An 18,934-nucleotide genomic window follows, 5' to 3' on the forward strand; every position below is an offset into this window, starting at 1 on the left:
TTCCATTATATCATTGTCTAATACGATAATCAAAGATTATTGTATCATTTATGAAATAAATTTTTTTATTTATAATTTTTCATAAAAATATAAATAAAAATTATAAAAAAACAACACTCCATTTTAAAAAAAATAATAACGCATATCACTAACAAAAGCATACCACTACTAGGGAAAAGCGTCAAGTTTTACGATAGGAAAAGAAAGCTATTTTCCTGTAATATAATACGACAATCTACTAAGGCCTACTGATAAATCTTCATTGACTATTTTTACATCTTCAGGTACCTTCATTTTTACAGGTGCAAAATTCCAAATACCTTTAATATTTGCCTTAATCAATCTATCAGCTACTTGCTGAGCAAATTGTGCTGGTACAGCAATTACCCCAATATCTATTTTTAATTTTTTGGCATATTCTGGTAAATCATCAATACTTTTTACTTTTACATGATTTACCGTCTTTCCAATGATATTGGGATCATTATCAAACAACGCTACTAAATTAAAACCAAGTGCAATAAAATTTTGATAATTAGCAAGTGCCACACCTAAATGACCAATTCCCACAATAGCGATGTTCCAATGATTATCAAGCCCTAAAATCTTGCCTACATTAAATTTAAGTTCATTGACATAATAGCCTACACCTTTTTTACCAAATTGGCCAAATAATGCCAAATCTTTTCTAATTTGCTCCGGTGTCAATTCTAATCGACGTCCTAATTCATCCGATGATATGATATCCATACCATCATCTTGGGCTAATCTTAAAGTTCTATAATATAATGGTAATCTGTCAATGGTTGCCTTAGAAATAGTTTGTTCTTTCACTGCATTCACTCCTTTAGGGCTTGAATAAAATCTTTTTAATTTTTATATATTGAAACTACAATTCCTGAAAATAACCATACGAGCATGGATAATTCTGTATTAAACATTACATAATCGGTAAGACCATTTATTGCTAATGCAGATAATCCCAGTCCAATGCCTAAAAGCATAGCTTTTACTAATGAATCCAATTTCATAACTTGTGCTTTAAATGCTTTATAAATTACACCAAAGAAACATACCATATAACTTACAAAGCCAAATAATCCTATTTCTGCCATGAAATTCAAATACATATTATGTGCATGAACAATCTTTATAAAATTTCCCTGCATATAATAATCATAATTAGGATATACCATAAAATATGATCCCCAACCTATACCTAATAAAGGATGATCTAAAATCATAGCTATCGTACTTTCCCAAAAAGCTAGACGCATTTCGGAAGACGTATCCATCTTCGTAAAAATAGATGTCATTCTATCTACTAAAGTTGCATCTGAAAGTAATAAAATAACAGCTAATGCTATCAAAGCCAATAATACTTTACGATTATATAAAATACTATAGACAAAAATTACTACGGCAATACTTAAACAAGCACCTCTAGCATATGTTAAGGTTAAGCAAAAGGCTGTTAAACAAAATAAAATTGCAATTACAATGCGAACCATTTTGTGTTTTATCATCAAAAACATTCCAGCCATCAAGCCCAACATTAAATCAAAATAGCCTCCTAATAAATTAGGATTTTGCCATGTAGAAAATACTCTTGTTTTTAATCCAGGGAACATAGCTCCATCTGTCCATACTATTTGCTCAGAAGTCAGCCCTATACCTAAAAATGCTTGCATAAAACCATATATAACAACAATAAATAATGATGCACTTATACAAGTTAAAAATATTTTTAATTGTCCTATATTCTCAAAATCTATGCTTTGCACAACTAAGTAATATGTAAGTACATATCGACCGACTAAATTATAGCAATTATAAAAGCTAAATGCTGGATCTGGTGATACTAATACTGATAAAAAGGATATAATCGCAAAAATCATGATGGGAAAATCAAGTATTGTACGTTTCCATTCAAAAAATCCTTTAAATGATTTATAAGCAAAAACACCCCAACCAGCCACTAACAATAGACTAGATACAACATATGAAAAAGGTAACATCGTTGCCATAGCTATAACGATATAAAACATTAAGCGTTTACAATCATTATTTAATCTATTTTTTTTAAATATATTCACCCATACACCTACTACTCTAAAAAGCCAAAATATTTATAATCTAAGCTTAATCTTCATTAACCTTCATTGACTAGAATATTTCTAAGTTCACCTGTCAAATATAAAGAACCAGTTATACATAAAACTTTATTTTTACCTGCCCATTGACGAGCTAAAGTTAAAGCTTCTTTCATATTATTAAAAGTTTCTACTCGATGATTAATTATTTTGCTTGCTATATATTCAGGGGAAGCTTTACGCTCTGAATTTGGTGTAGTAATAACAATTTCATCATCATCACGTAGTAAATCAGTGAGCATTGTATCTATGTCTTTGTCCTTTAATATTCCTAAAAGAATAACTCTTTTTTCATTTGGATAATATTTATCTAAATTTTGGCGAAGTATCATCATACCAGCTGGATTATGTGCACCATCAACAATGCAAATTTGTCCATCAAAATTAAATACTTCAAAACGTGCTGGCCATTTTGCTAACGACAAACCAGCAATAATATTTTCTCTAGTAATACGCTCATCATTATTGCCTAAGATGCTAGCTGTCATAATAGCTAAAGAGCTATTTTCTATCTGATGATCGCCTAGTAATTTTAATTTATAATTAAAATTAACTCCTAATAATTCAGAGCTAAATTTCAATTCTTGATACTGTCCATCAAAATCCACAAATATAGCCGAAAAATCATTACTTGCTATAAAAATATCAGCATTTTTTTCCTCAGCAGTTTGATTTATTATATCCAGTGCAATACCTTTTGCCGCTGTAACTACTGGTACTCCTTCTTTTATGATACCAGCTTTATGCTTTGCTATACCTTCTAATGTTCCTCCACATAAATGAGCATGTTCAAATGCTACATTTGTGATAACACTAATTTCTGGTTTTACTACATTAGTTGAATCTAATAGTCCACCTAATCCAACTTCAATGACAGCATATTCTACTTTATTAATCGCAAAATATAAAAATGCCGCTGCTGTAATAACTTCGAATTGAGTTGGTGACTCTTCACCATCTTCAACCATTTTATCTACAAAGACTTTAACAGCACTAATACAATCAGCAAAATCTTCTTCACTTATTGGCTTACCATCAATTTGAATGCGTTCTGTATATGATACTAAGTGCGGTGAAATATATAACCCTGTCTTAATGTTAGATGTAGTCAATATACTAGAAAGCATAGAACAAGTGGAACCCTTTCCATTTGTCCCTGTCACATGTATGGTTTTATATCTTGTCTGTGGATTATCTAAATAAGCTACTAATTGTTTAATGCGACCTAGACCGAGCTTAGTACCAAAGGTACTAAGCTCATCTAGATATTCTAGCGATTCTAAATAGTTCATTTTATATACGCCTTTCATAAAAAATCTAAAATTAAAGAGTTGCTAAATATGCTAAACGCTGTTTTACAGCTTCACGTTTTTCTTCGTAACCTTTTAATTTTTCTCTTTCTTTTTCTACAATATCAGCAGGTGCTTTGGCAATAAAGCCTGCGTTAGAAAGTTTTTTATCAAGGCGAGATACTTCTTTATCTAATGTAGCTAATTCTTTATTTAAACGAGCTGTTTCTTTTTCTACATCAATTAAACCAGCAAGTGGTAAATAAATTTCTACACCATTTACTACTGCTGTCATTGCATTTTCTGGTTTTGCATCATCTTTTGCCAAAATAGTCACATTTTTAGCAGAAGCTAGTGTTTCTAAATATCCACTATTTTTAGCAAATACATCAGTTAAGCTTTCATCACTTAAATGAAGAATTACTTCTGTTTTTTTGCTTGGTGCTGCATTTACTTCAGCTCTCATATTACGGATAGATTTTATTGTTTCCATAATAGTAGTCATTTCCATTTCACTTGCATCATCAAGTTTTGCTTCTTCACCTATTGGCCAATCAGCTACCATGATGCTCTTACCTTCATGTGGAATATGCTGCCAAATTTCTTCTGTGATAAATGGCATAAATGGATGTAATAAGCGAAGTGTATGTTCAAGTACATAGCTTAAAACATATTGAGCTACTTTACGTGGGCGAACATTTTCTTTATCGTAAAGACGAGCTTTGCTAAGTTCAATATACCAATCACAGAATTCATTCCAAATGAAATCATATAAAGAACGACCAGCTTCACCTAATTCAAATTTTTCTAGGTTTTCAGTAATGCTGATAGCAGTTTTAGCATAACGGCTTAAAATCCATTTATCTGCTAAAGTATAATCGCTAGCTTCTGGAACGAAAGTTTTATCAAAACCTTCAAGATTCATGAGCATGAAACGAGAAGCATTCCATAATTTATTAGCAAAATTACGAGCAGATTCTACACGTTCCCAATAAAAACGCATATCATTACCAGGTGTATTACCTGTGATGAGCATAAAGCGAAGTGTATCTGCACCATATTTTTCAATTACTTCAACAGGATCGATACCATTACCTAAAGATTTACTCATCTTACGACCTTGGCTATCGCGTACAAGACCATGAATAAATACATGCTTAAATGGAATATCTTTGCCAAATTCTAAGCCCATCATTACCATACGAGCTACCCAGAAGAAGATAATATCATATCCTGTAACAAGTACACTTGTTGGATAGAACTGTTTTAATTCTGCTGTTTGTTCTGGCCAACCCATAGTTTCAAATGGCCAAAGACCAGAGCTAAACCATGTATCAAGTACATCTTCATCTTGATGAACATGTTTGCTACCACAATGAGGACAAACTGTTACATCTTCATTTTCTACGATAGTCGCACCGCAATCATCACAGTACCAAGCTGGAATGCGATGGCCCCACCAGAGCTGACGAGAGATACACCAATCACGTATATTATCTAACCAGTTACAATAAATTTTGGAAAATCTTTCTGGAACAAATTTAATTTTGCCAGATTTTACAGCTTCAGCTGCAGGTTTTGCCAAAGATTCCATTTTTACAAACCACTGTTTAGATACGAGTGGTTCTACAGTTGTAGAACAACGAGAGCAATGGCCTACTGCATGTTCATGATCTTCAATGCTGATCAAATAACCTTGTTGTTTTAAATCTTCGATCAATTGTTTACGACATTCATAACGATCAAGACCAGCATATTTACCAGTATTTTCTGCCATTGTACCATCATTGTTGATTACTACAATCTGTTCTAAATTATGGCGAGCACCCATATCAAAGTCATTAGGATCATGAGCTGGTGTTACTTTTACTGCACCAGTACCAAATTGTGGATCTACATAACTATCAGCAAAAAGTGGTATACGACGACCAACGATTGGTAAAATCAAAGTTTTGCCTACTAAATCGCTATAGCGTTCATCATCAGGATGAACTGCTACACCAGTATCACCAAACATAGTTTCAGGACGAGTTGTAGCGATTTCTACAAATCTATCTTCACCTTCAACTTGATATTTAATGTGATATAAATGACCTGGTTCTGTCTGATGTTCTACTTCAATATCACTAAGAGCTGTATTACAGTGTGGACACCAATTAGTTATGCGTTTTCCTTGATAAATTAAACCTTTTTTATATAATTGTACAAATACTTCACGAACAGCATGAGAACAACCTTCATCCATAGTGAAACGTTCTCTATCCCAATCACAAGAAGAACCAAGTGTACGAATTTGATATTTTATGCGATTACCATATTTTTCTTTCCATGCCCAAGCATGTTCTAAGAATTTTTCTCTACCAATATCATAACGAGATACACCTTGTTCACGAAGTTGTGCATCTACTTTTGCTTGAGTTGCTATACCTGCATGGTCAGTACCAGGCATCCATAAAGTGTTGTATCCTTGCATTCTTCTAAAGCGAATTAAGATATCCTGTAAAGTATTATCCATCGCATGTCCCATATGAAGTTGACCTGTTACATTTGGTGGTGGCATTACAATGCTAAATGGTTTTTTATTTTCATCTACTTCTGCATGAAATAGTTTATTTTCTTCCCAATATTGATACCATTTTTTTTCAAAAGATTGCGGGTCATACACCTTTGGAATATTTGTTTCTTCCATCAAAATACCTCCTAAATAAATCACAAAAATTTTAAAGTCAATCAACAAAGTTTGGCAAAATACACATAAAAAAATCTCTTTCATTCCTTATAAAAGGACGAAAGAGATATCTTCGCGGTACCACCTAATTTTTTCCATCTAATCATTTAATTATTATAAATCAATAATATATTAGACAGAACTTCATTACATAACGCTGTATCTGCGCCCATACTTAATATTATTTCAGCATGAGGACTCCAAAGCTACTTTCTAGATATCAGGTTGGAAAATTTTTCAGCTATAAATTTTCTCTCTGGACAACTCAATTTATATCTATACTCTCTTTTTCATTGTCTTTCTCAAAACATTAAATTGTATAAGATATATTAGCATAATTTCAGGGCGAAGACAACTCTTAACTTATCAATATATTTGTGTTATAAATAATATTATTGATGTTCACCAAAACGACTATTTACAAGTTCACTCAAAGCATTAATAGCTTCTTGTTCATCATCACCTTCGGCAGTTATGCGTACTTGCGTTCCACAGGATAATCCTAAATTAATTATAGGAATAATATTTTTTCCATCAGCTGTAATACCTTTAGCTGTATATGTTATTTTAGAATTATAGCGTCGTCCCATCTGTGCAAGCATTGCTGCTGGGCGTGCATGAACTCCAGCTTTATTAATGATCGTAACTAAAGCCTCCATTAGTTTTCCCCTTTTCTCTTGAATTATTTTTTCATTATTCTAAGTATTAATATAAATTAATCAATTAATCAGTTATATTTATTATATAAATATTTCTTAACTATTGCAATATATTTTCTTTATCATATAAAATGAGGTGTTCTTTATGAAATATGATTTAACTACAGGTTCTGTTTCCATGACTATGTTAAAATTTTCACTGCCTATGATCTTAGGTAACCTTATGCAACAATTATACAATATTTCGGATACCTTAATCGTAGGTCATTTCATAGGCACAGATGCTTTGGCTGCTGTTGGTGCTAGTTATGCTTTAATCATTTTTCTAACTTCCATACTATTAGGCCTTTGCATGGGAAGCGGTGCCTTATTTTCTATTTTTTATGGCGAAAAAAATTATCTTAAATTAAAATCTAGTATTTTCATCTCTTTTATTCTGATATTGATGCTTACCATAATAATAAATATTTTTATTTTTATTTACATTAAAAAAATCATTTATTTTATGCAAGTGCCTAATGAAATTTTTAATTTAACGTATACATATCTTTATATTATTTTCATTGGATTTAGTTTTACTTTTATCTATAATTATTTTACTTGTCTACTTCGTGCTATCGGCAATTCTAAAACGCCACTTATATTCTTGGCTAGTTCTGCCCTTCTCAATATCATTTTATCCATCATTTTAGTTGTCAATTTCCATATGGGCGTAGCAGGTTCTGCCCTCGGTACAATAATAGCTCAAGGACTTTGTGCTTTAGGCATAACAATCTATACTCTCAAAAAATGCCCTGAGCTCATTCCACAAAAAGAACATTGTAAATTTGATTTAGCTATGATAAAAGATATATCCAACTCTTCATTGTTAACTTCTACTCAACAATCTGTCATGAATTTTGGCATTTTACTCGTGCAAAATCTTGTAAATAGTTTTGGTGCTACTGTCATGGCTGCTTTTACTGTAGCTGTGAAAATAGACTCTCTTGCCTATATGCCTGCACAAGATTTTGGCAATGCATTTTCTACTTTCATCGGTCAAAATTATGGAGCTAAAAAAATAGATAGAATTCAACAAGGTATTAAATCAGCTATAAAAATATCATTTTTATTTTGTTTAGTCATCTCTATCGGTGTTTTTATCTTTGCTCGTCCTCTGATGACAATTTTCATTGATAGTTCTGAAACCGAAATCATCAATATCGGTATGGACTATCTCCGCATAGAAGGCAGTTTTTATTTTGGCATCGGCATATTATTCCTATTATATGGCTTTTATCGTGCTATTAACTTTCCTAGCATGTCTGTGATTTTAACTATTATTTCTCTTGGCACTCGTGTAGGTCTTGCTTATTATTTAGCTAGTATACCTTCCATTGGCGTTATTGGCATCTGGTGGTCTATTCCCATTGGTTGGGCATTAGCAGATATCTTTGGTATTATTTACTACAAACAAAAAATTAAACACTCTAAATTTTAATCATCTGTTAATTCTATAACATTTTTTACTTTTGATTTTGCATTCATAGTAAATACTTCAATTACATGTTTTATTAAATTAACTGCTATATCTTTATCTACCGTATCAAAATAAAAATCTACTTCATATATATTTTTTTGCTCAGTTTGCTTATAGCCCCAATCATATAAAAATCCTACTACATTTATTTCTAAAGACTTTTGTACCATCTCATAAAGAAAATATATCGGTGCTACATTTTCCTGTTCTAATATACTTTCTTTCTCATTTTCTACAATTACCTTTATCAATAATGTTTTTTTGGCATATTCTCGCCATGATATATATCCCAATTTTTCATATCGTCCAACGAAAATATCTAAATATAACTTATAATCATCAACTGAACAATTTTCATATTTTTTTATATTACCTTTATCACCAACTAAACCAAAATGTTTAATTATTCTATTATCTTCAAACCAACATTCTACATAAGAAAAATCTTGATCCTTCTTATACAAAGTCAAAGCAAGTTTTTCCACTTGCTCATCAGTTCGCACATTTTTTAATTTAATCTCACTATAATTTTTCTTATCGTCTACACTTATTTTATAATCAACTAATGATAGATTTTTTTCATCATTATAATATGATAATTTTACTTCATAATCTCTACTTATCTCTATTTCCCGTAAATCATAAACTATATTATATTTACTACAAGTCAATAAATTATTTTTAATGTCTGTATACTCTTTTCTTAACCAATCAAAATCAATCTTTGATAGCATCGCTCTATTCATCATAAAAATTATTTTTACGATGTTACTTTCTATATTCACAAAACAACTACAATAAGGCTTGTCTTCCTGCCAATCAAAACCATTTAAAAAATTTTTTATTTCTTGCAAAGAATTTTCATAACATATCACACCATCTACAGCCTGCATTTTTTCTTTTAAATGCTGTTTATTCATCTTATTATCATGAAAAATCTTATCATCTTCTGGCTTTATGTAGTGACACATCATTTTTTCTAAACTACAATTTTCTTCAATTTCTTTTCGTAAGACATTAAATTCATAATCATCTGGTACTAAAGCTAAGCCTTTTTTTATCGAAAGTTTTGCTTCTTCTTTTTGTCCAAAATGATATTGCAATTTAGCTAAATTCAGCCAACCCCATGGATAATCTTCCTCTTCTTGTACACCTTTTTTTGCATATACATAAGCTTTTTCTAAGTCACTACAATAAATCAAAGCTACTGAATAACGATAATACCAAGCACCTGAACCTTGAGCATTTTTTTCTGAATAAGGCATCCAATTAATCACTTTATAATAATATTCGTATATATCAATATTATTTCCCGCATACGCATACCATAGTGCAATGTCTAAATCTTCTCTAGCTTCGTCTAACGTAAATAATTTTTGTTTTACACCTTTTTTAACAAAATCTTCTAAATAATAAAAAATCTTGTAAAAGTATCCATCAGCCCATGACTCTAAAATATCAATATCTTCTTTAGTCAATAATGATTTTCTCTCCATATTTCCACCTTCTTTATTGGCTACTATATTTATATTTTACCACAAAAAAAGAGTTATAACGAAATAAAAAATCGTTATAACTCTGTTTACTTTATTTTAACGAATGAAATTTGTCATTATTTTAGCTTCTGTTTCTGGAATTTGTACACCAGCATTTTTACCAGCTTCAATACATTTTAAAAGCCATGCCATATTATTGCCTAAAACACGCATAATTTGCATACCTTCTTCATCTTTTTTCACTTCTTCTGGTGTATTTCCATGTACCATAGTCCAATAATTTGCAGAAACAATTGGCATTTGATGATAAGTAAAATATTTGAAAAGTACATCTAAAGTTGCTGTTGTACCAGCACGTCTAGCGGAAGCAACTGCTGCTGCTGGTTTGTGTAACAAATCTTTACCTGCTAAACTAGAAAGTTTATCCATAAATGAAATAATTTCACCAGATGGAGATGCCCAATAAACAGGAGAACCCACTACTAATCCATCTGCAGTTTTTACTTTTTCAGCAACTGCTTTCACATTTTCTGTTTCTGGCACTGCATGAATTATTTCTGTCTGAATACCTTGTTTTTCTAAAGTCTGTGCTACTTCGCTAAGAGCTGTATATGTACAACCTTTTTCACGTCTACTGCCATTTAATAATAAAACTTTCATTGAAATTCAACCTCTCTTATTAGAAATAAATCCTATCTAAATTATATGCTTATAATCAAAAATAATCAATAATACCTCTAAGTTACAATTTTATTTATTAAATTAATATAATTCTATAACTTATCTAAAAAACAAAAAAGGCTTTACAGAAAATCTGTAAAGCCTATAATCTCAAATGGTGCGGAAGACAGGACTTGAACCTGCACGCCGAAAGACACTAGATCCTAAGTCTAGCGCGTCTGCCAATTCCGCCACTTCCGCATTTGGCACTCGCGTCGAATGCGAGATTTATTATATCACTATAAAATGTTTTTTGTCAACACTTTTTTATAAATTTTTATGATTTAAATATTTTTGCTTCTAAACCTATTTTTTTTAATAAACTCTCCATATTATTTACACCTACAGTTCTACCAGCAACTAAAGGGATTTTTGCACAGACCTTTGCATCATCTAGAGCATCATGATGTTTAAATTGTATCTGAAAAAATTCTCCCAATGTATTCAATTTATGATTTGGCAATTGTGGCCATACTTTTCTAGCAATTTGAACAGTACATGCTGTTTTAAACTGTGGTTTAGCTAAATTATACTTCCAAATGCAACTGCGTAATACGCCCATATCAAAAAAAGCATTATGTGCTATAACTATTCGATTATCTAAATACATACGTAAATCTCTCCATATATCTGCAAAAGTAGGTGCATTTTCTACCATTTGCGGAGTAATGCCATGTATTTTTATATTACCTTCTTCAAAAATCATTTCTGGCGGTTTTATAAGTGAATTATAACTATCCACCATTCTTCCATTTTCAATAACTACTACAGCTACACTACAAGCACTATCGCGATTTTTATTAGCTGTCTCAAAATCTATACTTGTAAAATTCATTAAACTCATTTTTTACCTCTAAAAATTTTATAATCTATATTTGAATATAAATTATAACAAAAAATTTTTCTAAAAAAAATAGATTGATTTAAAGTCATCATCAACTGACTATTAAATCAATCTATTTAAATTTATTATTTATTGCGTTTTTCTATCAAATATTCATCAATAGCTTTAGCAGCTTTTTTACCTGCACCCATAGCCAAAATAACAGTTGCAGCTCCTGTTACAATATCACCACCAGCAAAGACACCTTCTTTTGTAGTTTTTCCTGTTTCTTCATCGGCTACGATATTACCTCGTTTATTTGTCTGCATATCTGGAGTAGTTGACTGTATCAATGGATTTGGTCCTTGGCCAATAGCTATAACTACAGTATCTACATCAATATCAAATTCTGAATTAGGTATTTCTACAGGACGTCTACGACCTGAAGCATCTGGCTCTCCTAATTCCATTTTTATACAGCGAATAGTTTTTACATATCCTTTTTCATCACCTAAGATAGCTACAGGATTATTCAATAATTTAAATTCTATGCCTTCTTGTTTTGCATGTTCTACTTCTTCACGTCTTGCTGGTAATTCTTTTTCACTTCTACGATAAACAATATACACTTTTTCCGCACCTAAACGCAAAGCTGTTCGTGCTGAATCCATAGCTACATTACCGCCACCTACTACAGCTACTCTTTTCCCTACATTGATAGGAGTAGCATACTCTGGAAAACGATATGCTTTCATTAAATTACATCTTGTCAAAAATTCATTTGAAGAATATACTCCATTTAAATTTTCACCAGGAATATTCATAAAATGAGGTAATCCTGCTCCTGTAGCAATAAATACAGCATCAAATTTAAATTCTTGCATGAGTTCATCAACTGTAAACAATTTACCTACTACAGAATTTACTTCTATTTTTACACCCATCTTACGTAAATTATCAATTTCTGGTTTTACAACCTTATCTTTTGGTAAACGAAATTCAGGAATACCATAAGATAATACTCCACCTGGTGTATGTAAAGCTTCAAAGATCGTCACTTGATAGCCTTTTTTGGCTAAGTCACCAGCACAAGCCAATCCTGCTGGACCTGAACCGATAATTGCTACTTTTTGGGCATCATCTTTTACTGTCTTTTCTATTTTTTCATCACAATTTTGCATGCAATAATCAGCTACAAATCTTTCTAATCGACCTATCCCTACAGGTTCGCCTTTTATTCCCATTACACAATATTTCTCACATTGATTTTCTTGAGGACAAACGCGTCCACAAATAGCAGGCAGACTACTAGCTTCTTTGATTTTTGCATTTGCTCCTTCAAAATCTTTTTCTTTTATTTTAGCGATAAAAGCTGGTATATCGATATCTACAGGACAGCCTTTTCTGCAATGTGGTACCTTACAATGAAGACAACGATTGGCTTCTGCTAGGGCTAATTCTTCTGTATATCCTAAAGCTACTTCATCAAAATTATTTCTACGAATATCGGCATCTTGTTCTGGCATTTCGTGTTTTTGCATTACTAAAGGCATATTATTTTTCCTCCATTTCTTCAACTTTTTTAGCTAAACGGCAAACATGATCTTTTTCTACCTCTTCTTTAGGTCTATACATACGCTGTCTTTCCATCAAGTTCACAAAATCTACTAAATGCCCATCAAATTCTGGCCCATCTACACAAGCAAATTTTGTTTCATCACCAACTTGAACACGGCAACCTCCGCACATTCCCGTACCATCTACCATTATAGGATTTAAACTAACAATAGTTTTAATATTATATGGTCTAGTTGTATCAGCTACAGTTTTCATCATGATGACAGGTCCAATAGCTACTACTTCAGCGATATCAATTCCTTTATCAATTAATTGCTGTAGAGCTGTTGTAACAAAACCTTTTATACCATAAGAGCCATCATCTGTAGTAACAATGACTTCATCAGATATTTTTTCCATTTCATCTTTTAAAATTAAAATATCTTTATTTTTTGCTCCCATAATCGTTATTACATGATTGCCCACTTGTTTCATTTTTCTAGCAATAGGATAAATTGGAGCAACACCTATACCACCACCTATGCAAACTACAGTTCCCATATCAGGTCTAATATCTGTTTTCTTACCCAAAGGACCAACTAAATCTAAAATACTATCACCTTCATTTAATGATGCTAATACAGTAGTTGAAGCACCTATCACCATGAAGATAATATCTATTGTCCCTTTTTCTCTATCAAAATCGGCAATAGTGAGCGGTATACGTTCGCCATATTCATTAACTCTCAATACTACAAATTGCCCTGGCTCTGCTTTTCTTGCTATCAATGGGGCCTCTAAAGTAAATTGCAATATATTTTCGTGTAAAACTTTTTTATTCAAAATTTTAACCATAATACTTTCCCCTTTTACCAAAAATTCATATACTATAATAAAAATTTATCATTTCATAAAAATCTTTTAGGATTTTACTTAATTTTCTGTCATTTTTATTATATAACTATTATAAAATTCAAATGTAAATTTGTAAACAAAAAAAGTTGCAATACAAAATTCTATTGCAACTTTAAATATTATTCTATTTAGCAAAAACACCTTCTAAATATGGCATTATTTGAGCCTTTATCGGCATTAAATACACATTATGATTATGCTTTTTAGCAAAAGCTATGACTTTTCGAGCAAAATCTATATTCCACTGCAAAGTAGGTTCAAAATCCTTAGGAAAAATCACATTATTTTTATTACGCCAATAACTTACAGAACGCTCAGACAAAACAGGAGAAACACCCCAATAAATATCTAATCCATCCAAAAGGTCTGCATACATTTCTAAATAACGCATATCAAAAAATGGCTGTGTAAAAAAGCCTTTAGCTCCTGCTAATTGTTTACGACGAATGCGATATTCTTCTTCTTTCATGCTACTGCGATACTGGTCAATACCTGCATATACAGTGACCTCTGGTAATTCTTCATTGATTTTTCGTATAATATCTGTACTAACTGTTGGATATACTTGATAAAGCATACTTTGTGGTGGATCACCTTCCACAACAAGAACTTCTTTTATATTATATGCTCTTAATTTTTCTTTTATAGGTAATTGTTTCGTAAAATCAAAATCCATTGCTCTTAAATGTGGTACAACATCTTTAAAATATTTTTTGGCTATATTAGCTCCATCCCAACTTCTAATATCACAACTCAATAAATCTGGAATGTTAATAAAATCTACATCATTTAAGTTTTCTTTTATTGCTTTTACTTCATTTTCTAAAACTTCAGCATCTCTTGGTACTAATTCAACAGAAATTCTTGTCATAAAATCACTTCCTAGATTAACATCATTACATTATAGTTTATTATTATAACATAAAATTATCTATTTAAACGATAAATTTATTCTTTTATTTTGCTAAAAAAAATCGTCAGCATTAAATTAAGCTGACGATTTCCTCATTATTAAATTATTGACTAAAAAAATTAATTATTATTGCTTTTATTATATAAAGTATTTATATAATCTACAAATATCTTTATATATCTATATTTTGGATTTGTTTTCTTATACAATAAATAACATTTCAAAGTAAAATCTGGTTCTATATCATAATAACCATCAAAAAAGCCCATAGCATTTAATAATCGTTTAGGCAAAACTGCTCCAACTTGATTTTGTTGACAATAATGCATAATAGCATATGGTGTAGCAAACCATGCTTCTACTTGTGGATGACAGCCTAATTTAGCAAAATAATCTTTTATTGTAGCATTCATCAAATAATATGGTGAATATTGTACCATTGGATACTGTGCTATTTCTTCTACATTGATGATACTACCTGAAGGCTCAATATTGGGTGCATAATAAACCATTTCTTCATCACAGAAAAATATATTTTCATATTCATCTGGTTGCAAATCTTTTAAAGAAAAAGAAGATACTATATCTAACTTATTTGCTTCTAATTGATTGAGTAATTCTTTTGCTTCTAAATTATAAACATTGATTTTTATATTGGTATTGTATTTTTTAAAATAAGTTAAATGTTGATTTATAAAGACATCACCCAAAGACATCAAAGCCCCAACAGATAAAGAAACCTCTTCACCCGCTAATTGTTTCATTTCTGCTAAAGATTGTTTTAATTCCGATACAATTTTTTCTGCTTTAGTCAAAAAAAGTTGTCCTTCTTTTGTAAGTTCTATTGTGTTTTCCCCATGAATAACCAATTGTGTTCCTACAATTTCTTCTAATTTTTTCATTTGGAAGCTAAATGCAGAACGAGTAATATTTGCTTCTCTAGCTGCTGTTGCTATATCTTTTACTTTGCTATAAATAATAAAATTTTCTAATTGTTGAATGCTTGGTAATTCTATCATGCAAATCCCTTTCTATTATTAATGGCGTAAAAAAATAATCTTTTATTAGTATATCACAATCATACTACACTCACTACTGAAAATATTATATATATTAATTAAAATATAATTTATTACTTATCTTACAACTTTTGTGAAAAACCAATATATATATTATATATCAAAACATTTTAGAACTCAAAAAGATTTCGCCTTATTGAAATTAATTAAACTACTTATGACCTCTTCTAACTTTTCTTTAGTTATAATATACGGAGAAAAACACAAATATTTATCCTGCAATATTAAATCAATCAATTGATTTGTATCTTTTATTCCTAAATTTGCTAGTGTCAATGGCAAATCCAAACTTTCATTAAATGCATAAACTCTTTTAAATTCGTTAAACTGTTTATCTACAAGCAATAATAATAATACACCTAAACTTACAATCTCGCCATGCATATATTTTTCACAATCAGGTAATTTTATCCTAGCTAAATAAAGTGAATGAGCTAAACTACTATTATAATTTGAATCTACCAATACAGAAACAAGTCCAGTATTTATTATAATCGTCAATACGGTCTGCATTAAATCTTCTGATACGATATGTTTTTGAGCATCATCTATAGCTTTTTTTCCATAATGCAATAATCTTTCTGAACAATCTTTTGCTATCTGTACACCTAAGCTATTTGTATGATTTAATACTCTTGCTCTTGTATTGAAACAAACCTCGTATTGTTTAGATAAAGCATCGCCAATACCTGCACGCAAATATTTTATCGGTGCTCGCCCTATTATCTCTGTCTGTATAAAGCAATGTATTGCTGGTTTTTTAGCATTATAAAATTCTATCTTATCATCTTTATATAATATACACAAAGCAGTAACAGGAGCACAATTTGAAGCTATTGTAGGAAATGTAAATACTGGCTTATCTAATATATCTCCTAAAGCTTTACTAGTATCCATACTCTTTCCGCCACCAACAGCAAAAATCATATCAGCTTGTTTTACTGCATCTATTTCTTTCAAGCGTTCAATATTCTCACGTGTAGCGTTACCTCCATACCAGATAAAATCCAATAATTTTATCTCTGTATTCATCGTAGCAGTAATTAATTTTTCTTTGACTTCATTCAAACTAATTTTTCCACCTATTACAACTGCTGATTTTCCATAATCAGCACATATTTTAGGTATATTTTCATATACATTTTCACCAATACTATAGCTTGGTAAATATACTTGTTGACTCATATTCATCCCTCTTATCCAAAAATTCTCCAATATATTTTATATTTTTTATAAAAAAAGTCTTTCTGCTTAAACAGAAAGACTTTTTAGTTTACATATTAAATTCTATTTTTATTATTTATTTTCCTTCTAAAATACTTCCCAAGGAATTTAAAAAATCACCTTCAAATGTTTCAAAGCTACCTTCATCACATTTTTGAGCCAAACTTGGATTTATAGGAAGTGTTGCTGTATGTTTTATACCGTATTTATTTGCTTCTTCTTCAACTTTTGATTTACCAAAAATATAATGTTTTTCTTTGCAATTAGGGCAAACAAAATAAGACATATTTTCTACAATACCAATAATTGGCACACTGAGTAATCCCGCCATATTTACAGCTTTTTCTACAATCATAGATACAAGTTCTTGAGGTGTTGTAACTACGATTATGCCGTCAACTGGTAAAGATTGGTATACAGTAAGTGGTACATCTCCTGTTCCTGGAGGCATATCAACAAACATATAATCCACTTCGCCCCAGTTTACATCGCTCCAAAATTGTTTTACTACACCACCAACGATAGGGCCACGCCAAACGACAGGATCAGTTTCATTATCTAAAATTAAATTTGTAGACATAATTTTTATACCTGTTTTTGTCTGTGCCGGTATCATTCCTTCTTCTGTACCTGTCACTTTTTCTTTGAGATTAAAAACCTTTGGAATAGATGGGCCTGTAATATCTGCATCTAAAATTGCTGTTTTGTAGCCACGACGTTGCATTGTTACTGCCATCATAGAAGTAACTAAAGATTTACCAACTCCACCTTTACCACTCATTACAGCAATAACTTTTTTAATATTTGAACTTGGATTGTTTGGTGCTAATAAACTTTGAGGAGCTGTGCGTTCTCCACAAGTTGTACCGCAACTTGCACAATCATGATTACAATTTTCACTCATTATAAATAGCCACCTTCTACTTAAGATAATAATCTATATTATATCATATCTTTTTTGAGTTTAAAGCTATTATATTTACCTATTTTTTATTTAACATATCATATTAGATTATGCCAAAATCCATTCAAAAAATTTTTATTAAATATTTTTATATTTTTTCTTCAAATAATGATTTTATATCAATATCTAAAGCCTTACTTATCTGCATCAATGTTGATATTGGTACACCTTTACTATAAATTCCTCTTTCTATCCTTGATAAATATGATGTACTGATTGATGCTCTAAATGCTAATTCTTCTTGTGTATATCTTTTTAATTTACGAAAATATGATATTCTTGCCCCAATCAATCTATATTGTGCCGAAAAATCTACCATAAAATCACCCTCTGCTATATTCTTTAAATTTATTTTAACGAAAAAATACATTCTTTAGTTGTACTAACAGGACAATAAAATGGATTATTTAGTTATTTTTTCAGCTTAATTATCCCAATTTATAAAATAGACCTATTAACATTAAATTTAAATTAAACGATAATTGCAAATAAAAAACAATATCTATAATTAAATAACAATAAATAATAGATATTGTTCTTCTATGTATATATTATTTTTACTTGCCATCATTATCCTTATTTTTCAAAAATAACACTCACTTCTATATCTAAGGCTTTTGCTATTTTCATTAGTGTAGATACAGGTAATCCTTTTTTATAAACGCCTCTTTCTATTCTTGATAAATATGAGGCACTAATTGATGCTCTAAATGCTAATTCTTCTTGTGTGTATTTTTTCAGCTTGCGAAAATACATTATTCTAGCTCCAATTTGTCTATATTCAGATTCAAACACAAAAATATTACCCCTCTCATACATACTAATAAAATTATCTCATTATCTAAGATATTTACAATTCATATTCATACCAATAATCACCTTATCAGTATTAGTT

17 protein-coding genes, 1 tRNA gene and 1 other annotated feature are annotated in these 18,934 nt (G+C 30.6%); of the genes, 1 reads left to right on the plus strand and 17 read right to left on the minus strand.

Annotated elements, in window-relative coordinates; translation table 11 throughout:
- Positions 1 to 207: 207 nt before the first annotated feature.
- From Q5I67_RS08870 to Q5I67_RS08890, 5 genes are all read right to left on the minus strand, one after another.
- Positions 208 to 834: a redox-sensing transcriptional repressor Rex gene (locus Q5I67_RS08870; RefSeq protein WP_270381728.1), complete on the minus strand. Its 627-nt coding sequence runs from the start codon at positions 832 to 834 to the stop codon at positions 208 to 210.
- Positions 835 to 869: 35 nt separating this feature from the next.
- Positions 870 to 2,096, minus strand: a complete 1,227-nt coding sequence (locus Q5I67_RS08875; RefSeq protein ID WP_296898529.1) for an O-antigen ligase — start codon at positions 2,094 to 2,096, stop codon at positions 870 to 872.
- Positions 2,097 to 2,152: 56 nt separating this feature from the next.
- The gene (locus tag Q5I67_RS08880; RefSeq protein ID WP_296898531.1) at positions 2,153 to 3,445 is read right to left on the minus strand and encodes a folylpolyglutamate synthase/dihydrofolate synthase family protein; all 1,293 of its coding nucleotides are present in this window, start codon (positions 3,443 to 3,445) and stop codon (positions 2,153 to 2,155) included.
- 31 nt (positions 3,446 to 3,476) lie between these two features.
- Complete coding sequence (locus Q5I67_RS08885; RefSeq protein ID WP_296922442.1) at positions 3,477 to 6,131, minus strand: valine--tRNA ligase; 2,655 nt, start codon at positions 6,129 to 6,131, stop codon at positions 3,477 to 3,479.
- A gap of 90 nt (positions 6,132 to 6,221) precedes the next feature.
- Positions 6,222 to 6,473, minus strand: a binding site (T-box leader).
- A gap of 89 nt (positions 6,474 to 6,562) precedes the next feature.
- Positions 6,563 to 6,829, minus strand: a complete 267-nt coding sequence (locus Q5I67_RS08890) for an HPr family phosphocarrier protein (protein ID WP_296899232.1) — start codon at positions 6,827 to 6,829, stop codon at positions 6,563 to 6,565.
- 145 nt (positions 6,830 to 6,974) lie between these two features.
- On the opposite strand from Q5I67_RS08890, the gene Q5I67_RS08895 reads away from it, so the two are divergent.
- On the plus strand, positions 6,975 to 8,309 hold the full coding sequence (locus tag Q5I67_RS08895; protein ID WP_296899230.1) for an MATE family efflux transporter: 1,335 nt from the start codon (positions 6,975 to 6,977) through the stop codon (positions 8,307 to 8,309).
- Here Q5I67_RS08895 and Q5I67_RS08900 read toward each other — a convergent pair.
- The 12 genes from Q5I67_RS08900 to Q5I67_RS08955 form a co-directional block, all read right to left on the minus strand.
- A complete protein-coding gene (locus Q5I67_RS08900; RefSeq protein WP_302487078.1) occupies positions 8,306 to 9,844 on the minus strand; it encodes a tetratricopeptide repeat protein in 1,539 nt (512 codons plus the stop codon). The genes Q5I67_RS08895 and Q5I67_RS08900 overlap by 4 nt on opposite strands.
- 96 nt (positions 9,845 to 9,940) lie before the next feature.
- Positions 9,941 to 10,504, minus strand: a complete 564-nt coding sequence (locus Q5I67_RS08905) for a flavodoxin family protein (RefSeq protein ID WP_296899226.1) — start codon at positions 10,502 to 10,504, stop codon at positions 9,941 to 9,943.
- A gap of 176 nt (positions 10,505 to 10,680) precedes the next feature.
- A tRNA-Leu gene (locus Q5I67_RS08910) sits at positions 10,681 to 10,765 on the minus strand.
- A 76-nt stretch (positions 10,766 to 10,841) separates the two neighbouring features.
- Positions 10,842 to 11,408 (minus strand): 3'-5' exonuclease, encoded by a 567-nt coding sequence (locus Q5I67_RS08915; protein ID WP_302487079.1) that lies wholly within the window; start codon positions 11,406 to 11,408, stop codon positions 10,842 to 10,844.
- A 125-nt stretch (positions 11,409 to 11,533) separates the two neighbouring features.
- Complete coding sequence (gene gltA, locus Q5I67_RS08920) at positions 11,534 to 12,940, minus strand: NADPH-dependent glutamate synthase (protein WP_302487080.1); 1,407 nt, start codon at positions 12,938 to 12,940, stop codon at positions 11,534 to 11,536.
- Between the two features lies 1 nt (position 12,941).
- Positions 12,942 to 13,799, minus strand: a complete 858-nt coding sequence (locus Q5I67_RS08925; protein WP_302487081.1) for a sulfide/dihydroorotate dehydrogenase-like FAD/NAD-binding protein — start codon at positions 13,797 to 13,799, stop codon at positions 12,942 to 12,944.
- A 184-nt stretch (positions 13,800 to 13,983) separates the two neighbouring features.
- A complete protein-coding gene (locus tag Q5I67_RS08930; protein WP_302487082.1) occupies positions 13,984 to 14,730 on the minus strand; it encodes a methylenetetrahydrofolate reductase in 747 nt (248 codons plus the stop codon).
- Between the two features lie 161 nt (positions 14,731 to 14,891).
- Positions 14,892 to 15,791, minus strand: a complete 900-nt coding sequence (locus Q5I67_RS08935) for a LysR family transcriptional regulator (RefSeq protein ID WP_302487083.1) — start codon at positions 15,789 to 15,791, stop codon at positions 14,892 to 14,894.
- Between the two features lie 177 nt (positions 15,792 to 15,968).
- Entirely contained in the window at positions 15,969 to 17,036 is a 1,068-nt protein-coding gene (locus tag Q5I67_RS08940) for an iron-containing alcohol dehydrogenase family protein (RefSeq protein WP_302487084.1), read from the minus strand.
- A gap of 115 nt (positions 17,037 to 17,151) precedes the next feature.
- Positions 17,152 to 17,979, minus strand: coding sequence for an Mrp/NBP35 family ATP-binding protein (locus Q5I67_RS08945; RefSeq protein WP_296895893.1), 828 nt, complete (start codon positions 17,977 to 17,979; stop codon positions 17,152 to 17,154).
- A gap of 148 nt (positions 17,980 to 18,127) precedes the next feature.
- Positions 18,128 to 18,358: a helix-turn-helix domain-containing protein gene (locus tag Q5I67_RS08950; RefSeq protein WP_296895891.1), complete on the minus strand. Its 231-nt coding sequence runs from the start codon at positions 18,356 to 18,358 to the stop codon at positions 18,128 to 18,130.
- A gap of 257 nt (positions 18,359 to 18,615) precedes the next feature.
- Entirely contained in the window at positions 18,616 to 18,834 is a 219-nt protein-coding gene (locus Q5I67_RS08955) for a helix-turn-helix domain-containing protein (RefSeq protein ID WP_302487085.1), read from the minus strand.
- Positions 18,835 to 18,934 lie beyond the last annotated feature (100 nt).

Source organism: uncultured Megamonas sp. (assembly GCF_958438645.1).
Classification (GTDB): Bacteria; Bacillota; Negativicutes; order Selenomonadales; family Selenomonadaceae; genus Megamonas.